The 17,064-nt window shown below is 72.0% G+C and carries 16 protein-coding genes; 7 read left to right on the plus strand and 9 right to left on the minus strand.

Going from position 1 to position 17,064, the window contains the following annotated elements; translation table 11 throughout:
- Positions 1–32: 32 nt before the first annotated feature.
- On the minus strand, positions 33–1,028 hold the full coding sequence (locus tag QSK39_RS28475) for a DUF1702 family protein (RefSeq protein WP_285480869.1): 996 nt from the start codon (positions 1,026–1,028) through the stop codon (positions 33–35).
- A gap of 28 nt (positions 1,029–1,056) precedes the next feature.
- Entirely contained in the window at positions 1,057–1,884 is an 828-nt protein-coding gene (locus tag QSK39_RS28480) for a helix-turn-helix transcriptional regulator (RefSeq protein ID WP_285480870.1), read from the minus strand.
- Positions 1,885–2,448: 564 nt separating this feature from the next.
- On the opposite strand from QSK39_RS28480, the gene QSK39_RS28485 reads away from it, so the two are divergent.
- Together QSK39_RS28485 and QSK39_RS28490 are read left to right on the plus strand one after the other, a co-directional pair.
- Positions 2,449–3,255: an AfsR/SARP family transcriptional regulator gene (locus QSK39_RS28485; RefSeq protein WP_284748740.1), complete on the plus strand. Its 807-nt coding sequence runs from the start codon at positions 2,449–2,451 to the stop codon at positions 3,253–3,255.
- Between the two features lie 64 nt (positions 3,256–3,319).
- Positions 3,320–4,018: a winged helix-turn-helix transcriptional regulator gene (locus QSK39_RS28490; protein ID WP_285480871.1), complete on the plus strand. Its 699-nt coding sequence runs from the start codon at positions 3,320–3,322 to the stop codon at positions 4,016–4,018.
- A 299-nt stretch (positions 4,019–4,317) separates the two neighbouring features.
- On the opposite strand, the gene QSK39_RS28495 is transcribed toward QSK39_RS28490, so the two are convergent.
- Positions 4,318–5,568: an RNA polymerase sigma factor gene (locus QSK39_RS28495; RefSeq protein ID WP_285480872.1), complete on the minus strand. Its 1,251-nt coding sequence runs from the start codon at positions 5,566–5,568 to the stop codon at positions 4,318–4,320.
- Position 5,569: 1 nt separating this feature from the next.
- Positions 5,570–5,953 (minus strand): YciI family protein, encoded by a 384-nt coding sequence (locus tag QSK39_RS28500; protein ID WP_285480932.1) that lies wholly within the window; start codon positions 5,951–5,953, stop codon positions 5,570–5,572.
- 128 nt (positions 5,954–6,081) lie between these two features.
- On the opposite strand from QSK39_RS28500, the gene QSK39_RS28505 reads away from it, so the two are divergent.
- Positions 6,082–6,753, plus strand: coding sequence for a maleylpyruvate isomerase family mycothiol-dependent enzyme (locus QSK39_RS28505; RefSeq protein ID WP_285480873.1), 672 nt, complete (start codon positions 6,082–6,084; stop codon positions 6,751–6,753).
- Positions 6,754–6,998: 245 nt separating this feature from the next.
- On the opposite strand, the gene QSK39_RS28510 is transcribed toward QSK39_RS28505, so the two are convergent.
- On the minus strand, positions 6,999–7,619 hold the full coding sequence (locus QSK39_RS28510; RefSeq protein ID WP_285480874.1) for an L-threonylcarbamoyladenylate synthase: 621 nt from the start codon (positions 7,617–7,619) through the stop codon (positions 6,999–7,001).
- Positions 7,620–7,786: 167 nt separating this feature from the next.
- Between QSK39_RS28510 and QSK39_RS28515 the strand changes: the two genes are divergently transcribed.
- Together QSK39_RS28515 and QSK39_RS28520 are read left to right on the plus strand one after the other, a co-directional pair.
- Positions 7,787–8,299 carry a DUF899 family protein gene (locus QSK39_RS28515; protein ID WP_285480875.1) on the plus strand — a complete coding sequence of 171 codons (513 nt, stop codon included), beginning with the start codon at positions 7,787–7,789 and terminating at the stop codon, positions 8,297–8,299.
- A gap of 176 nt (positions 8,300–8,475) precedes the next feature.
- Positions 8,476–10,842, plus strand: a complete 2,367-nt coding sequence (locus QSK39_RS28520) for a sensor histidine kinase (protein WP_285480876.1) — start codon at positions 8,476–8,478, stop codon at positions 10,840–10,842.
- A gap of 49 nt (positions 10,843–10,891) precedes the next feature.
- Here QSK39_RS28520 and QSK39_RS28525 read toward each other — a convergent pair whose 3' ends face one another.
- Both QSK39_RS28525 and QSK39_RS28530 read right to left on the minus strand, forming a co-directional pair.
- Positions 10,892–11,497: a response regulator transcription factor gene (locus QSK39_RS28525; protein ID WP_284748733.1), complete on the minus strand. Its 606-nt coding sequence runs from the start codon at positions 11,495–11,497 to the stop codon at positions 10,892–10,894.
- A gap of 325 nt (positions 11,498–11,822) precedes the next feature.
- A complete protein-coding gene (locus QSK39_RS28530; RefSeq protein ID WP_285480877.1) occupies positions 11,823–12,008 on the minus strand; it encodes a hypothetical protein in 186 nt (61 codons plus the stop codon).
- 457 nt (positions 12,009–12,465) lie between these two features.
- On the opposite strand from QSK39_RS28530, the gene QSK39_RS28535 reads away from it, so the two are divergent.
- Together QSK39_RS28535 and QSK39_RS28540 are read left to right on the plus strand one after the other, a co-directional pair.
- The gene (locus QSK39_RS28535; protein ID WP_285480878.1) at positions 12,466–13,215 is read left to right on the plus strand and encodes a helix-turn-helix domain-containing protein; all 750 of its coding nucleotides are present in this window, start codon (positions 12,466–12,468) and stop codon (positions 13,213–13,215) included.
- Positions 13,216–13,446: 231 nt separating this feature from the next.
- The gene (locus tag QSK39_RS28540; protein ID WP_284748730.1) at positions 13,447–14,052 is read left to right on the plus strand and encodes a response regulator transcription factor; all 606 of its coding nucleotides are present in this window, start codon (positions 13,447–13,449) and stop codon (positions 14,050–14,052) included.
- A gap of 237 nt (positions 14,053–14,289) precedes the next feature.
- Here QSK39_RS28540 and QSK39_RS28545 read toward each other — a convergent pair whose 3' ends face one another.
- Together QSK39_RS28545 and QSK39_RS28550 are read right to left on the minus strand one after the other, a co-directional pair.
- Complete coding sequence (locus QSK39_RS28545) at positions 14,290–15,453, minus strand: sensor histidine kinase (RefSeq protein WP_285480879.1); 1,164 nt, start codon at positions 15,451–15,453, stop codon at positions 14,290–14,292.
- 112 nt (positions 15,454–15,565) lie between these two features.
- On the minus strand, positions 15,566–17,020 hold the full coding sequence (locus tag QSK39_RS28550) for a SagB/ThcOx family dehydrogenase (protein WP_285480880.1): 1,455 nt from the start codon (positions 17,018–17,020) through the stop codon (positions 15,566–15,568).
- Between the last annotated feature and the right edge of the window lie 44 nt (positions 17,021–17,064).

Consider the following 17,064-nt stretch of genomic DNA (forward strand, 5'->3'; position numbering starts at 1 on the left):
CGATCACGGCAGCGCACTTTCGACCGTGCGGTTCAGCCGGCGCGCCGCTGGGCGGCCTGGCCGAACTCGGCGCGGATCCGCTGCCGCCACAGCTCGTACGGCGGCTGCGGCCCGTCGTCGCCGTCGGCGCGTTCGGTGCGGTCCGCGAGGTTCTGCGCGCCCTGCACGGAAAGGTCGGTGAGCACGCCGGCGGCGAGGTGGGTGTGGGCGGGCACGTACTCGGAGTACGTCCGCGCCTTCACCGCGAACACCACGCCCAGCGCCAGCTCGTCGTAGTGCTCGCCGGCCGCCCGGCGCAGCCGGCCCAGCCCGCGCTGGTCGCTGCCGCCGGCGAACGTCGCGGCCAGCCCGACCCCGCTCCACAGGTCCGCGCGGCGGTGCTCGGCGAAGCGCACGACCGCCTTGGCGACGGCGTCCGGGTTCCCGCCGTTGATGAACCACAATGCCCGGCCGACGCCCTGGTCGAACGCCCGGCCGAAGTACTCCGGGCGGCCCGCCCACGGGTACGGCTGCGGGTCGGCCTGCTCGTCGACCCACTTCTTCGTGTCGAAGTAGGCGCGGTCGAAGCCGTAGCCGTCGACGGCGAGCCAGCTCATCACCGGGTGGTAGGCCACCCCGGACAGCTCGGGCAGGATGTTCTTCCACAGTGGACGCGGCAGCCGCGCCATCGCGAAGCCGATCCCGATGTAGGTCAGGAAGATGTGCGGGCGCCCCGGCCCCTCCAGCAGCGCGCGGGTGCGGTCGCGGCCGCCGCCCGGCATGGCGTCGAGGATGGTGTAGCCCATCGTCGCGCCCTCGTAGGCGAACCCGCGCTGCTCGGGTTCGACCAGCGCCAGCCGGCGCTCGATCTCCCACAGCGACGCGCCTTCGATGGCCCATTCGAACCCGCACACGACCGCCTGCGGCACCGCCTCCAGCCGGGCCGTCGCGTCGGTGTGGGTGACCGGGAAGCCGCGCTCGGCGAACCCGACCGAAGCCAGTGAAGGAGCGAGAGCCCGCTTGCGCAGGACTCCGATCAAGGTGGACATCTGCTCTTGTCCTTTGCTCGTCAGGGGATCAGGCGACGGCGCGCAGGTGCGGCCGCTGGGCGGCGAGCATGCGCTGGGTGAACGGCGACTGCTTCGACGCCAGGGTGATCGCGATCGGCGCGTCGGTCGTGGCCGGCGCGCGCAGGCCCACCCGGCCGGTGGACTGCCCGAACGGCGCCACGTTCACGGCCGCGTAGCCGATCGAGAACCGCGGTCCGGGCGCGCCCGGCTGGTGCTGCGCGACCGCGATCGCCGTCCACCGCCCGGCGGGCACGCCGTGGATGGTCAGCTCGCCGGAGCTCATGCCGGCCATGCCGCCGAAGGCGACCGGGCCGCACTGGGGCACCGGGTCGGCGAAGAGCCCGACGAGCGTGTCGGCGGGCGCCGAGCCGCGGGGCATGTCCAGCCGCATCGACAGCACGCCCGTGCCGGTCTGCAGCGAGGCGCAGCTGCGCCCGGCCGCGCGCAGCACGCGCAGCGACGGAAGCCGCTGGAACGTCGGCGAAATCGCCACGAGCAGCTCGGCGACCTGCGGCTCGCGGTACTGCGTCGGCGTCATCCCGACGGCCCGCGAGAACCGGCTGGTGAAGGTGCCGACGCTGCTGTAGCCGACGCTGCACACGATGTCGGACACGTTCAGCGACGTCGTCAGCAGCAGCCGCTTCGCCTCGAACAGGCGCACGGCGGTGAGGAACCGGCCGGGCGTCACCCCGGTGGCGTCCGCGAAGATCCGGGAGAAGTGGAACCGGCTGACGAACACCTCGGACGCCAGGTCCGCGAGCGTGATCGGCTCGAAGTACCGTTCCTGGATCGACGAGATGGCCTGCAGCACCGCGGGCCGGACCGACTTCTCCACCCGCTCCAGGGCCGGTACCCGGGGCGGATCGTCGAATTCGCTGTCGTGTCCGACAGCGGCTATAGACCGCAACATCATCCGTCCAACCTCTGATTTCCCCTGATGGCAGTTCTCCTGGTGTCAGGGAAGACGCCGTGCCTTAGAGGTCGATCGACGGGCGATGGAGGAGAACCGGGCGAAACGCACCCGGTCGGGTACCGGGCACGCGCCGATGGGAAATCCACACCGGACAGTCCATGCGGAACGCACGGTCCCGGGGTGCGTTCCGTCCGCCCGCGTGGCCCGCGACGGTCCCGCCGGGGCCGCGCCTGGTCCGTTCCGGCGACACCGCCGAGCGCGCAAGCGCAGGTTGGGCCGGATGGCGGACGGTGCGGAACGCATGAGCCGGACCTGCGCAACGCACGGGGCCACGGGGTAAACGCACGTTGACTCTGATGGGTGGCTCACTGGTCGCCGGGGCGACGCTCTGTCACATTCGGATACGAGCCCGGAGTCGGCTGTCCCCCGACCCGCGCAGCACCACTGGGGAGCGCGAGGACGCATTGATGACGCTGGAGGCCTGCCATGTACTCCGAACTGCCGCGACCGGACGCGCCGGACGACGGTGAAGTGACGTTCACCGTCCTGGGCCCGCTGGAAGTGCTGCGGGGCGGGGTCGACTACGCGCCGACCACGCCCAAGGTGCTCCAGCTGCTCGCCGTGCTCGTGATGCGCCCGGGCCGCATGGTGCACATCGACACCCTCATCCGGGAGCTGTGGTCGGACAACCCGCCCCGGACGGTGCGCACGACGCTGCACACCTACGTGTACCACCTGCGCCGGTGCATCGACCAGAACGGCCTGGCCGCCGACGGCGAGAAGATGCTGGCCACCAAGCAGTCCGGCTACGCCTTCTACATCGACCCGGCCCGGGTGGACACCCACCGGTTCGTCCGGCTGCGGCAGCTCGGCCACGAGCACCAGGACGCCGGCGACCACGCCGCGGCGGCCGACGCCTACCGCGCGGCGCTCGACCTCTGGTCCGGCCCGCCGCTCGCGAACGTCCACTGTGGACCGATTCTGTCGGCCTACCGCACCGAGCTGCTCGAGCAGCGGCGCAGCGTGCTGCACCTGCGGATCGAAGCGGAGATCGTCAGCGGCAAGCACCGCGAGCTGATCGGCGAGCTGCGTTCGCTGGCCACCGGCAGCCCGCTGGACGAAGCGCTGCACGGCCAGCTGATGCGCGTGCTCGGCCGCAGCGGACGGCGGTCCGACGCGATGGCCGTCTACCGCAGGCTCCGGTCGCGGCTGGCCGGCGAGCTGGGCGTCGAACCGTGTGACGACCTCCAGGTCCTGCACCGCGAGCTGATCTCCGAAGGGGATCACCGCTGACCACCGCTTCACCGGCTTCGGCCGGGTTCCACCGCATCGCCCGAGAAAGAAGTGAGGAAGCCCGATGCCCGCTCCCAACACCCGCGCCTACGGTCAGTTCTGCGGCCTCGCCCGCGCTCTCGAGATCATCGGCGAGCGCTGGTCGCTGCTGATCGTCCGCGACCTGGTGCTCGGCCCGAAGCGCTACGACGAGCTGCAGGCCGGCCTGCCGAAGATCCCGCCGTCCATCCTGTCGTCCCGCCTCAACGAGCTCGAGGCGACCGGCGTGCTCCGCCGCCGCGTCCGCGCCGAGCTCGAGGCGGGCCTGGTCTACGAGCTGACCCAGTACGGCAGCGAGCTCGACCAGGTCCTGCTCGACCTGGGCCTGTGGGGCGCGCGTTCCCTGCACCAGCCGGGACCGGACGACGTCTTCACGCTGGATTCGGCGATCCTGTCGCTGTACACGACGTTCCGCGGCGACGTGGCCGAGGGCGTCCAGATCAACTACGAGATCCGCTACGACGACCGCATGATCATCCACGCACTGGTCGAGGACGGCGCGGTCAAGGTGGGCGAGGGCCGTTTCGCCGGCGCGGACCTGGTGGTCAAGGTGAGCAACGGCGCGGTGATGCTGGACCTGATGAGCGGCCACGTGTCCGCAGCGGAGGCGGTCCGCAGCGGCAAGCTCTCGATCGAGGGCGACCTGGCCGACCTCGACCTGCTGGCTCGCCTGTTCCACATCCCGGCGGCCCCGGAACCCCCGTCGGGCATCGTGGTCCGCTGAGTTCCCGGCCCGCCCGGTTCACCCCGGGCGGGCCTCCGTTCAGCCGTGCGCGGGTTCAGTTCCGCGCGGCCACACGGTTTCTTGCCTAAGCAGCCGGTCCGGCACCTGCGCCGGGCTCAGTTCCGCACGGCGTCGGCCCCCGCGCGATCCCCGCCCGACCAAGCGGTTTCTTGCCTGCGCAGCTGGCCCGGCATCTGCGCCGAGCCCCGTTCCGGCTGCGCTCAGCCGTGCGCGGGTCCGGCTCGGTCCGGCGAAGCGGTTCTCTTGCCTACGCAGCCGGTCCGGCACCCGCGCCGGGCTCAGTTCCGCGCGGAGTCCGCCCCCGGCGCGATCCGCCCGGCCCGCTCCACCAAATACCGCCGCTCCGGCAAACTCGCCGTCCTCTCAGCCGCACGCAGGTAAAACTCCCGCGCACCCGCCAAATCCCCCGCCAGCTCCAGCAAATGCGCCCGGACCGCGTCCAGCCGGCGGCCCACGTCGAGCTTTGCGTCCACTGTGTCCAACAACTCCAGTCCGCGGGCCGGTCCCGAGGCCTGGGCCACCGCCACCGCCTGGTTGATCGTCACCACCGGGCTCGGCATCAGCGTCTGCAGCACGCGGTACAGCTCGACGATCTGCGCCCAGTCCGTCTCCTCCGTGCTGGGCGCGGTCGCGTGCAGCGCCGCGATCGCCGCCTGGACCTGGTACGGCCCGAGCGCCGCGTGGCCGATCGTCGCGTCCACCAGCGCTTCGCCCTCGGTGATCATCGCCGCGTCCCAGCGGGTGCGGTCCTGCTCCGGCAGCGGCACCAGCTCGCCGTCCGGGCCCGTGCGGGCCTCGCGCCGCGCGTCGGTCAGCAGCATCAACGCCAGCAGCGCCGCCACCTCGCCCTCGTCCGGGATCAGCGCGTGCACCGCGCGGGTCAGCCGGATGGCCTCCGCCGCGAGCTCGTCGCGGACCAGGTTCTCCCCCGACGTCGCCGTGTACCCCTCGTTGAAGATCAGGTACAGCACCTGCAGGACGACGCGCAGCCGGTCGCCGAAGTCGGCCGGCGACGGCTCGCTGAACGTCGACCCGGCCGCGGCGATGCTCTCCTTCGCGCGGGTGATGCGCCGCGTCATCGTCGCCTCGGGCACCAGGAACGCGCTCGCGATCTGCGCCGTGGTCAGGCCGCCGACCGCCCGCAGCGTCAGCGCGACCTGCGAAGACGGCGACACCGCGGGGTGGCAGCACAGGAACAGCAGCTTCAGCGTGTCGTCGGAGCCGGCGGGCTGCTCCTCGTCGGGCCCGGGGACGGCCACCGGTTCTCGCACGGCCACCGACTCTTCACGCCGCCGACGCGCGCTTTCGCTGCGCCAGTGGTCGGTGAGCCGGCGGGTCGCCACCGTGACCAGCCAGCTGCGCGGGCTGTCCGGCACGCCTTCGGCCGGCCACTGCTCGCTGGCCGCCAGCAGGGCCTCCTGGACGGCGTCCTCGCACGCGTCGAACTGGCCGTACCGGCGCACCAGCACGCCGAGCACCTGCGGCACCAGCGGGCGCAGGACCTCGGCGACCGGGGCGGGCGCGGTCACCTCACGAACCGGGGATCTCGGATTCGGCGTCGGCGAAGAAGACGACCTCGCGCACCTCGATGCCCAGGCCGTCGAAGGCCGCGTCCGGGATCATCGCGGCGAGCTCGACCGCGCGGTCCTTGCTCGCGCACTCCACGAGGTAGTAGCCGGCCAGGAACTCCTTCGACTCCAGGAAGGGGCCGTCGGTGACGGCGGGCAGGCCCCCGCGCACCCGCACCACGCTGGCGTCGGCGACCGGCGCGAGCGCCTGCGTGCCGATCATCTCGCCGGACTCCCGGATCGTGCGGATGAAGTCCTGGTGCCCGGCCATGATGGTGTCCATGTCCTGCTGGGACAGGTTCGCCATCACGTCGGGGTTGAGGTACATCGCCAGCAGGTACTTCACGCCCGTCGCTCCCATCGTCGGTGGCATGAACATAGCCGACCGGTACCTCGCAAGCGCGGAGTGGAGCCGCCACCGGGCCGGCTGCCAGCCTGGATCCGGGCAGTCCCGGACCCAGGAGGTTGGCACCCATGGCCGACGTGTTCACGGACCTGCAGACCGAAACCGAGGCGCTGGCCGAGCTGGCGGAGCGCCACGGGGCCGGCTCCGGGCCCGGCGTCACCGCGCACTTCGCCCGGCTGACGTCGACCGCGCGGCTGGTCCGGCTCAGCGCCGAGAACCCGGGTGCCTTCGGCGTCACCCCGCAGATCTCCTACGACTCGCTCGACGAGGCGATCCTGACCTGGCTGATCGAGCAGCGGAAGGCGAACGCCCTGCTCGCGGCGGCTCCCGCGAAGCCGGAGCTGCCGTGGAGCGACGGCCCGCTGCGCCCGTCGGTGCTCGCCGCGGCCGCGCTGACCGAGCTGTTCGCCTGCGGCCAGGACATCGCCGACGCACTCGGCATCCGCCCCCGGCGCGACGACGCCATCGGGCACGTCGCGTACTACGGCGTCCGGACCCGCGACCGCGCTTACCGCCGACACGGGCGGACCCCGCCCGGGCCGTTCCGGTTCGAGCTGCGGGCACCGTCCGGGACGCAGTGGGACTTCGGGCCGGAAGAGGCCGCCGACCGCGTCGCGGGCCCCGCGGAGGACTTCTGTCTCCTGGTGACCAGCCGGCGCGACGCCGAGGACCTCGCCCTCACGTTCAGCGGCGGGCACACCGCCGAATGGCTGGAACTGCTGGAGAACCCGGCGGTCTGACGGGCGCTCCTCCGTCACCCGGCCTCGGCGAGCCGGTTCTCTCGCGCGCCCGACCGGATCCACTGTCTTGAATGAGTCATTCAGGACCTCTCAAGACCTGAATGACTCATTCAAGACAGCCGAATCCGGTCGCGGTGGTCGAGGCGGGACCGCCGGGCCGGGAGGGCGGTCGCGCGACACGACTCCGCCGGGATCGCGGCGCCGCACGAGCGGGCCGGGGATCCGTCAAGCGGCAGCGGCCGGCGTCACTCGAACGGCGTGGGATCGCCCGCGCCGACGCGCAGGATCTCCGGTTCCCCGGAGGAGAAGTCGACGACCGTCGTCGGCTCGACGCCGCAGTCGCCGGAGTCCAGCACCGCGTCGAGCTGGTGGTCCAGCTCCTCCTTGATCTCCCAGCCCTGCGTCATCGGCTCGCCCTCGCCGGGCAGCAGCAGCGTGCTCGACAGCAGCGGCTCGCCGAGTTCGGCCAGCAGCGCCTGGGTGACGCGGTGGTCGGGGATGCGCACGCCGACCGTCTTCTTCTTCTCGTGCATCAGCCGCCGCGGCACCTCCTTGGTGGCGGGCAGGATGAACGTGTAGCTGCCGGGGGTCGACGCCTTGATCGCGCGGAACACCGCGTTGTCGATGTGGACGAACTGACCCAGCTGGGCGAAGTCCTGGCACACCAGCGTGAAGTGGTGGCGGTGGTCCAGCTTGCGGATGGTGCGGATGCGGTCGAGCCCGTCGCGGTTGCCCGGCCGGCACCCGAGCGCGAAGCACGAGTCGGTCGGGTAGGCGATCAGCCCGTCGCCGCGGAGGATCTCGACGATCTGGCCCAGCGACCGGCGCTGCGGGTTCTCCGGGTGCAGGTCGAAATAGCGTGCCATGACCGCAGAGCCTAAGGTCCGGCCCGCACCGCGGCACGCCGAGGGGCGGACCCGGGCGATCATGGCCGGCGCGTCTCCCAGCTTGCGGTTCCCCGCGGGAACACTGGGCCGGCCCCGGCGCGCGGGCCACACTCCGTTCGGGGGAACACACCCAGGGAGGGCGAGCCATGACGAAGCTGACCGTGCCGGAGCTGGACCGGCCCCGGGCCGTCACCGCGGCGAAGTACCCGTTCGAGGGCCCGCAGGGGCGGATTTCGCTGGCCGACCTCTTCGACGGGCACCGTCGGCTCGCGGTGCACCACACGATGCCCGGCCACAGCGGCCCGTTCGACGACGTGCCCGCCGCCGACATCGCCGCCGCGCTGCACGATCCGGACCTGCGCCTGGTGCTGGTTTCGCGCGCGCCCTACGCCAAGCTCGCGCGGTACCGCCGCCACTTCGGCGCGGACCTGGCCACGTACTCGGCGGGCCGCGCGTTCACCGCGGACTTCCCGGTGTCGCGGCGCCTGCCGGAAACCGGGAGCGGCGAGTTCCGGGACGACCTCGAGTCGGCGCTCAGCTTTTTCAGCGACGAGCACGGTTCCGTGCTGCACACCGGGTCGGTCGCGCTGTCCCGGCTGGACTTCCTGAGCCTGCTCGGCGTCCCGGACCGCGCCGGGTCCGCGCCCGGCCGGCGCTGAGCCGCGCCCCCGCCGCCGTCGTGCCGTCCTCCCGCGCCCCCGCACCACGTCTTTTCGGCGCAAGGAAACGCAGCTCGGGTGGGTTAGGATCGGTCGGCAGCACAACGCACACCGCGGCCCGGCCGGGCCACCTGGGGCGCTCCGGCCACCGCCGAAGTCCTGGGGGGTCCACACCGATGTCTCCGGTCGCCGCGCTCGAGCCGGCCGCGGAGCTGTCCGTCACCGCCGAGCCGCGCGGCACCACCGCCGCGGACCGGCGCCCGCGGCTCGCCGCGTACCTCGCCGCGGCCATCATCGTCGTGGTCATCACCGGGTTCAGCGTGATCGGCGTCGTCAGTGTGCTGCCCGAGTCGGTCGACTTCCTGCAGGCCGGGTACGCCGTCGTGGCCGCCGCCGCGCTGCTGGCGATCCAGCTGCTGTGGTTCAGCCGCCCGTCCGCCCGGCTCGACGCCACGACCAGCCGGGTGCTGTTCGCCGTCATGGTCGTGCTCGCCTACGTGCCGATGCTGACCTTCGGCCTGCTGTGGGCCAGCATGCTCGTCTACGTCGGCAGCGCCGCGCTCCTGATCCTGCCCCCGCGCTACGGCTGGGCGGCGGTGGGCGCGATCGTGGTCAGCACCGTCGGGGTCTACCAGGTGTTCGACGCCAAGCCGACGACGACGATCTACAACACGTTCGGCACCCTCTTCTACGTCCTGGTCTTCTACCTGCTGTCCCGGCTCGCGCGGATGGTCCACGAGTTGCACGCGGCCCGCACCGAACTGGCCCAGCGCGCGGTCGCCGAACAGCGGCTGGCCTTCGCCCGCGACCTGCACGACCTGCTCGGGCTGAGCCTGTCCGCGATCGCGCTCAAGGGCGAGCTGGTGTCCCGCCTGATGCGCAAGTCCGCCGAGCGCGCCAAGGGCGTGCTCGGCGAGATCACCGCCACCGCGCAGCGCACCCTCTCCGACGTCCGCGCGGTGTCCCACGGCTACCGCGAGCTCTCGCTGGAGAAGGAGTCGCGCACGGCCGAGTCGCTGCTTTCGGCGTCCGAGATCGCCGTCCGGATCCACCTCGACCAGGGCGACCTGCCGGTCCAGGTGCGCACGCTGCTGGCCAAGGTGCTGCGCGAGGGCGTCACGAACGTCCTGCGCTACAGCGACGTCGAACACTGCGAGATCGACGTCCGCCACCAGGACGGCAAGGTCGTCCTCGAAATCGTCAACGACGGCGTGACGGCGGGCGATCCGGCGCTCGCCCCGGGCAGCGCGCTGACGGTCCTGCCCGAGGAGGTCGCGGCGGTCGGTGGCTCGGCGACCGCGCAGGCCGGCGCGGACGGCCGGTTCCGGCTGCGCGTCGAGGTCCCGCTGCCCGACGGGCCGGGCGCCTCCGCCGCGCACGACACCGAGGAGCGGTCGGAGAGCGCGTCGAAGGAGATCCGCCGCCTGCTGCCGGTCATCATGGTGCTGATGGGCATCGGCGCGGCGGCGCACCTGCTGCAGCTGACCCCCCGGCCGTGGGAGATCGCGCTGGTCGTCGGCTCGATCGTGGCGTTGCTGGCCCTGCAGTTCTCGTACTTCAACCGACCCTCGACCCAGCTGCGCTCCGCCCAGAGCTACGGGATGCTCCTGGTCCAGGCCTGCCTGATCTACCTCCCGCTGCTGCCGCTCGGCCCCCGGTGGGTCAGCCTGCCCGGGCTGCTGGTCGGCACCGCGCTGCTGGTCCTGCCGCCCGTCGCGGGCTGGGTGTTCTTCGCCCTCAACATCGCCGCCTACGCCGAAATCGAGCGGCTGTCGGGTGCGAACATCACGGCCACGGTCTTCTACACCGCCGCGACCGTGATGACGAGCCTGGCCGTGTTCGGGCTCCTGTGGCTGGTCCGGCTGGTCACCGAGCTCGCCGCCACCCGGCGGCGGCTGGCCGAGATGGCGCTGGCCGAGGAGCGGCTGCGGTTCGCCCGCGACCTGCACGACCTGCTCGGCATGAGCCTGTCCGCGATCGCGCTGAAGAGCGAGCTGACCGCCCGGGTGCTGCCGCTGGACCGCGACCGCGCGGCCGAGGAGCTGACCGAGGTCCTCGGCCTGACCCGGCAGGCCCTGTCCGACGTCCGGTCCGTGGCCAGCGGTTACCGCGAGCTGTCGCTCGACAGCGAGTCCCGCACCGCGAAGTCCGTGCTGGTGGCCGCCGACGTCCGGGTGCGCATGGAGATGCTCGGGGACGACCTGCCGACGCCGGTGCGCACGGTGCTGGCCGTCGTCCTGCGCGAAGGCGTCACGAACGTGTTGCGGCACAGTAAAGTCGAAAGCTGCGAGATCGCGATGCGGCGCACCGACGGCGGGATCTGCCTCGACATCATCAACGACGGCGTCGAGCGCAACGGCGACCGGTCCGCCGCGCGGGTGCCGGTGGTGCTGCCCGCACCGGCCGTCGCGGGCAACCGGGACACCTCGCCCGGCAGCGGGATCGGTAACCTCTCCTACCGGGTCGCGGACCTCGGCGGCGAGCTCACCGCGGGGGTGGAGCCGGACGGCCGGTTCCGGCTGCGCGCGGTCGTCCCGGCCTGAACGCCCACCGATACTGGTCCAGACCGCATGGTCCGGACCATTCGGGCGGTCACAGCCAGCCCGACTCCTCGGCGATGCGGATGGCGTCGACCCGGTTGCGGGCGTTGAGCTTCGCGACCACGGTGGTGAGATAGTTCCGTACTGTCCCGGCGGAAAGGTACAGCCGGGCCGCGACTTCGACCGTCCCGTACCCCTGCGCGGTCATCCGCAGCACGTCCATCTCCCGGGCGGTCAGCGGGCAGTCGACGGTGTCCCAGGCGGCCAGCGCCAGGTCGCCGTCGACCATGCGGCGGCCGGCCAGCACGCCGCGCACGGCGTTGGCGAGCTTGTCGGGCGGCGCGTCCTTGAGCAGGAAACCGCCCACCTTGGCGTCCAGAGCGCGCCTGAGCGTCCCGGGACGGCCCAGGCTGGTCAGGATGAGGGTCCGGCACCCCGGCAGCTGTGCGTGCAGCTCACCGGCCGCGGTGAGGCCGTCCTTGCCGGGCAGGTCGATGTCGATGACGGCCACCTGGGCCTGCTTGGCGCGCGCGGCGGGCAGGATCTCGAGGCCGGAGGCGACCTCGGCGACCACGTCGATGTCGGGCTCGAGCCGAAGCAGCGCCACCAGTGCTCCCCGCACGATGTGCATGTCCTCGGCCACCAGCACTCTGATCACGGGTGCCTCCGAACTCACGATTCCCCAGAAGCTCAGTTAAACATTCTGCTTGACGAATCGGTTGCACCATTCGGGCACCACTTATGCGGGGATGCCGCGAAATGCACATGCACGGGATAGGACCAGGTCAAAAATGCCTACTCGCACCTGAGCGGCTACCAGCCGTCACGGCTGAACCTGAGTTCCCAGCACCCGTGTCGGAAATTTTCCGGCCAGGTCGCTTGTGGACCTTTCCGGCCCACCACACGCGACGAGCCGGCCCCCGCGGGCGCACTGGGCGCCCGCCGCGACCGGCTCGCGACGTCGAGAACTGCGCAAACGCGCATCAAGCCGCTTCGAGGACGTCGACCTGGCAGAAGCAGGTGCCCCGGCGCGGCTGGCCGGCACCCACGGAAGCGTCGATGCTCCAGTGCTCGAAACGGTCGATCACGAGGTCCGTTCCCGTCTTTTCGAACTCGATCTCGAAATCGGCGAAAAGGGCGCGGACGTTGGCGGAAATCTGTGCGGACATGTTCTGCTCCCAGTGGCGAAGATGAATGCTTCACGTGCCATAAATCGTCGCCAACCGACGCAGCATCAGCCAGTGCCCGCATCACCGGCGCGCTGTGGTTTACACATGGTCCGTGCGGTTTCGACAAAGAGTCCGAACGGGCTAACGAGAACGTCGGGCACCCGCGAATCACAGCATTTCCGTCACTGTGCGCTGTCGTGCGCATTCCACCCGTCACCGCGGGTATGAGAAACGCACATGCGCTCATGGCCGGAGTTCCCGGCCGGGACCCGGTTCACACCCGATGTGCAAAACGCATGTCCAGGACCGGTGAAATCCATCCGGACCGGTGCACAGAGCACTTAAGAAGTAGACGCCCGCCGATCTACAGTTTTGGACGAAATCACATCCCCGCACCGAAGGCGCCTTCACCGGGAAGACGCCCGGGCGGCTTTGTCGACCGGGAGGGACGGCCACCATGGATGAGATCGTCCGGCAAGCCGTGGCACGCGCCATCGTGACCATGCGAGACAACCTGGGCGAGCGGCTCACGATCGACGACCTCGCCCGCGCCGCCATGTTCAGCAAGTTCCACTTCACCCGGGTGTTCCTGCGGGCCACCGGGCTCTCGCCGGGCCGGTTCCTCTCGGCCCTGCGGCTCGCGGAGGCCAAGCGCCTGCTCGCGACGACGGCCATCTCGGTGGCCGACATCAGCCACCAGGTCGGCTACAACAGCGTCGGCACGTTCAGCGCCCGCTTCAGCGGCAGCGTCGGCGTCTCGCCGTCGGGGTACCGGCAGCTGCGCGGCATGGCCCCCCGGGTCGCCGACCGGCAGACCCGGCCGGGGTCCGGGACGACCGTGCGCGGCCAGCTGCGCGTCGCACCATCGGCGCAGGTCGGGCCGGTGTTCGTGGGGTTGTTCGCCGCCCGGATCGCCGAGGGCGCGCCGGCCCGGTTCGCCGTCCTGCCCGGCCCCGGGCCGTATGCACTGGCAGACGTTCCGCTCGGCTCGTGGTACGTGCTCACCTACGCCTACGGCTGCGGCGAGGTCGACAACCACACCCTGCGGCCCTACACCGGCCTGACCGGCCCGGTGACCGTGCACCAGGGCGTCACGGCGAGCCTGGCCGACGTCCGGCTGCGGCCGCGGCACGGCTTCGACCCGCCGGTCCTGCTGGCCCTGCCGGACCTGCGCCAGCCCGCGGTGGCCCGCCCGGTGGCGGTCTGAGCGTGCAATTCCCGCACGCCGAGTCCGCCGTCCGTTAATCCACGGACGGCGGACTCACCAGGTTCACGTTCCCGGCAGCCATTCGGCCCAGCCGGGAAGGCGGCGGACTCGCCGCGCGCGGTCGGAGAATTCGCGGCCATTCCCGGGTGCGCTTCTTCGAAACACCGGTGGGGCGGGGCAATGGCGTACAATTGGGGCGGGAGTCAACGAACTGGGGTGCGAGGTACCGTCGTGATCAAGGTGTTGCTGGCCGAGGACATGCACATGGTCCGCGGCGCCCTGGTCGCCCTGCTCAACCTCGAATCGGACATCGAGGTGGTCGCCGAGGTCTCCACCGGCGACCAGATCCTGCCGGCCGCGAAGGCGGCCCAGCCGGACGTCGCGGTCATCGACATCGACCTGCCGGGCAAGGACGGGCTGTCGGCGGCGATGGAGATCCACGAGAGCCTCCCCGGCGTCCACACCCTGATCCTGACCAGCCTCGGCCGGCCGGGCACGGTCCGCCGCGCGCTGGACGCGAAGGTCAACGGCTTCCTGCTCAAGGACTCGCCGTCGGACAAGCTGGCGAACGCGGTGCGCTCGGTCGCGATCGGCCGCCGGGTGATCGACAGCGAGCTGGCGCTGGCCGCCTGGGAGACCGACGACTGCCCGCTGACCCCGCGCGAAATCGAAATCCTGTCGCTGGCGGCGCGAGGACGCAACGTGGCCGACATCGCGGCGGAGCTGTTCCTGTCGGCCGGCACGGTCCGCAACTACCTGGCCGCGGTGGTCACGAAGCTCAACGCCCGCAACCGGGTCCACGCGATCCGCATCGCCACCGAAGCAGAGTGGCTCTAGCCCCTCCACACGGCGTGTCGTCCCCCCAGGCACGCGTGTCGTCCGTCCAATCACACGTGTCGACCCTCCAGACACGCGAACCGACCCTCCAGACACGCGAACCGACCCTCCAGGCACGCGAACCGACCGCCCAGGTACGCAAACCGACCCTCCAGGCACGCGAGCCGACCGTCCACACACGCGTGTCGCCCGCCTCGAACACGCCGCACCGCCCGGGAAACCCCGGCCGGAAAGCGCTTACGCCGTCAGTTCGTCCCGCGTCCGGTGCCGGCGCACTTCGTCGCAGCTCACCGGAACCGCCGCCAGGAGCCGGTGGGTTGCGTCCGGCCCGGTCTCCGTCGCCAGCGTTCCGCCCAGTGACTCCACCCGGTCGACGAGGTTGCGCAGCCCCGAGCCCGACCCCGGGCCGCCGCCCGCGGCGCCGCCCGCGCCGTCGTTGACGATCTCCAGCCAGGCCGTCCCGTCCTCCTTGCTCACCGAGAACGCGCACCAGCTCGCCGTGCTGTGCCGCACCACGTTCGTCACCCCTTCGCGCAGCACCGCCGCCAGCGCGGTCGCCACCTCCGGGGGCAGGTTCCCGGTACCCGAACGGGCGACCGTCACGCGGATCCCGGCCGCGCTCAGCACGGCCGCCGCGGCGCGGCACTCGTCGTCCAGCGACAGCTCCCGGTAGCCCGCCGCGACCGTGCGGACGTCGGCCAGCGCGCGCCTCGACATCGTCAGCAGCTCGGCCAGCTCCTCCTTGGCACGCCCCGGCTGGCCGATCACCAACCGGTCGACGAGTTCACCTTTGAGGGTGATGGCCGAAAGGCTGAGACCGAGCAGATCGTGGACGTCGCGGGAGAACCGCTTGCGTTCTTCGGCGATCGCCCGCCGCTTCAGTTCGCGGCGCTCCTCCTCGCGCTCGGCGATCAGCCGCGCCGCCGCGCCCGTCCCGAACAGCACCAGCGCGGCGACCCCGACGGACGCCACGGCCGCGAACCCGGCGTCGGCCGAAGCGGTCCCCCGGGCCGAGACGAGCCCCGCCGCGACGCACACGAGACCGGCCGCGGGCAGTGCCCTGGCCGGCCGGACCGCCAGCAGCAGACCCCCGGCGAAGAACCCGCCCGCGGTGCTCCACAAGGCGCCCAGCTGCAGCATCGGCAGGTACGCCAGCAGCGCCTGCACGCCCAGCGCCAGGCCAGGACGGCGGATGCGGGTGAACGCGGCCAGGTGCACCCCCGCCAGCGCCGCGGCACCGGACAGCGCGAGCAGCCACGAAACCCAGGACTGCCGTTCGGCCAGGACGGGCAGCGACGCCATGAGCGCGACGGCTGCGGCGGCCGCCGCGGGCCCGGCCGCGACGAGCGCGTGGAAGTCCGGCCGCCCGGCCTCCTCGCGCGCCGGCGCAGCGACCCGCACCCGGAATCGTCCGAGGAGCCGAACCGGATATGCCACGGCGCCTCCCACCTCACCCGCACCCCAGTGCCACAAAGGTAACAGGGAGAACGGTCACGGCAGAGGCGTCGTCCGCTCAGCCGGTCGCGTTACCGAGGGGGAAATCGAGCACGCACTCCCCGACGCTGACCTCGGCGGGCCACTCCAGCTTCAGCGAACGGTCCACCCGGTCGCCGGCGTCGACCGGCACCGCGTGCGCGGCGAGTCCCATCGCCTTCGCCGCCAGGTAGAGCACCTGCTGCAGCGCGCCGACGTGCACCAGCGTCGTCGCGTACGCGGCACTGCCGAGCACCCACGCGATCCGCGACATCCGCGCGGTCATCGTCAGCAGCACCGACGGGCGGCGGTGGCTGCCCGCCCCGATCATCGCCAGGTCCAGCATGCCGTCCAGGACGCCGAGGTCGTCGTTGATCAGCGTCAGCGTGTGCCACAGCGGGTCGTAGTGGTAGATCCCCCGCGCGAGGTCCGCGCACCGGTTGATCCCGACGTAGATCTCGAGCTCGTACAGGCACGCGACGCTGAAGTACGGCCGCTGCGACGCCTCGTGCCCGGGCCCGCCGGGCAGGTACGCCGGCCCGATCGACCGCACCCGCGCGGCGCGGAACAGGAACTCCCCCACCTGCTCGGCGGACAGCGCGCGTTCGGTGACCTCGGGGCACGTGTGGTCGTGTTCGAGCAGCGTGGCCAGCGTCGGGTCGGTCGCCTTGAGCACCCCGGGATCGGGGCGGTGCAGCGGGAAGGTCGGGCCGGCGGTGATCTGCTTGACCACCGGCGGCTCGGCGCCCGCGCGGTGCGCTTCCGGGTCCGGCGGGCCGCCCTTCAGCCAGGTCCGGCTGCGGGCGTGGAACATCAGGTCGTCGGGCGACCAGACGGCCAGGTCGGTGTCGGTGTCTTCGGCGAACTCGGCCCAGGCGTCGGCCACCAGCACCACGCCCGCGGCCACCAGGAACGCCACGACGTCGGCCACGACCCGCTCGGCCAGCCCCGAAACCTCGGCGACCTGGGCGACGGTCACCGGCCCGGCCAGCGACGACGCCACGGTCACCGCGGGCGGGCGCAGCAGCGCGACGCGGTACCGGGCGCGGGGCGACTCCAGCAGCAGCCCGCCGTCGTCCGGGCGCATCGCCGAGTACCGCGACAGCTTGATCAGCCTGCCGGGCGGCACCGCGTCGGCCGGGAAGACCGGCGCCTGGGTCACCGGGATGGCCGACAGCAGCGGCCCGCGGCCGTCGTTGAGCGCCAGCGAGTGCACGACCGAGCCGGACAGCTGGTTGAGGACCTTGCGCAGCGTGCCCGCCCCGGCCTCGGCGGCCCCGCCCGCCGACGTCGCGAGGTTGCCCATCGAGATCGGCCCGAGCGCCATCCGGCCCAGCGACTCGCGGACCGGCCCGGGGACGTCGGCCAGCTCGTACTCGCCCCACCAGGTGATCGCGACGAGGGTGTCGTCGTCGCCCGCCTCCAGCAAGGTGTCTTCGGTGAGGGACCAGAGCCGGACGGTCTCCGGGATCCCCTCCGGGCGGTATGCAGGCACAGCCAACTCCTCAAGCAACAGCGAAACACCGAGCCGCCAGGGCT

It is taken from the genome of Amycolatopsis sp. NBRC 101858, from assembly GCF_030269325.1.
Taxonomy (GTDB): Bacteria; Actinomycetota; Actinomycetes; order Mycobacteriales; family Pseudonocardiaceae; genus Amycolatopsis; species Amycolatopsis ponsaeliensis.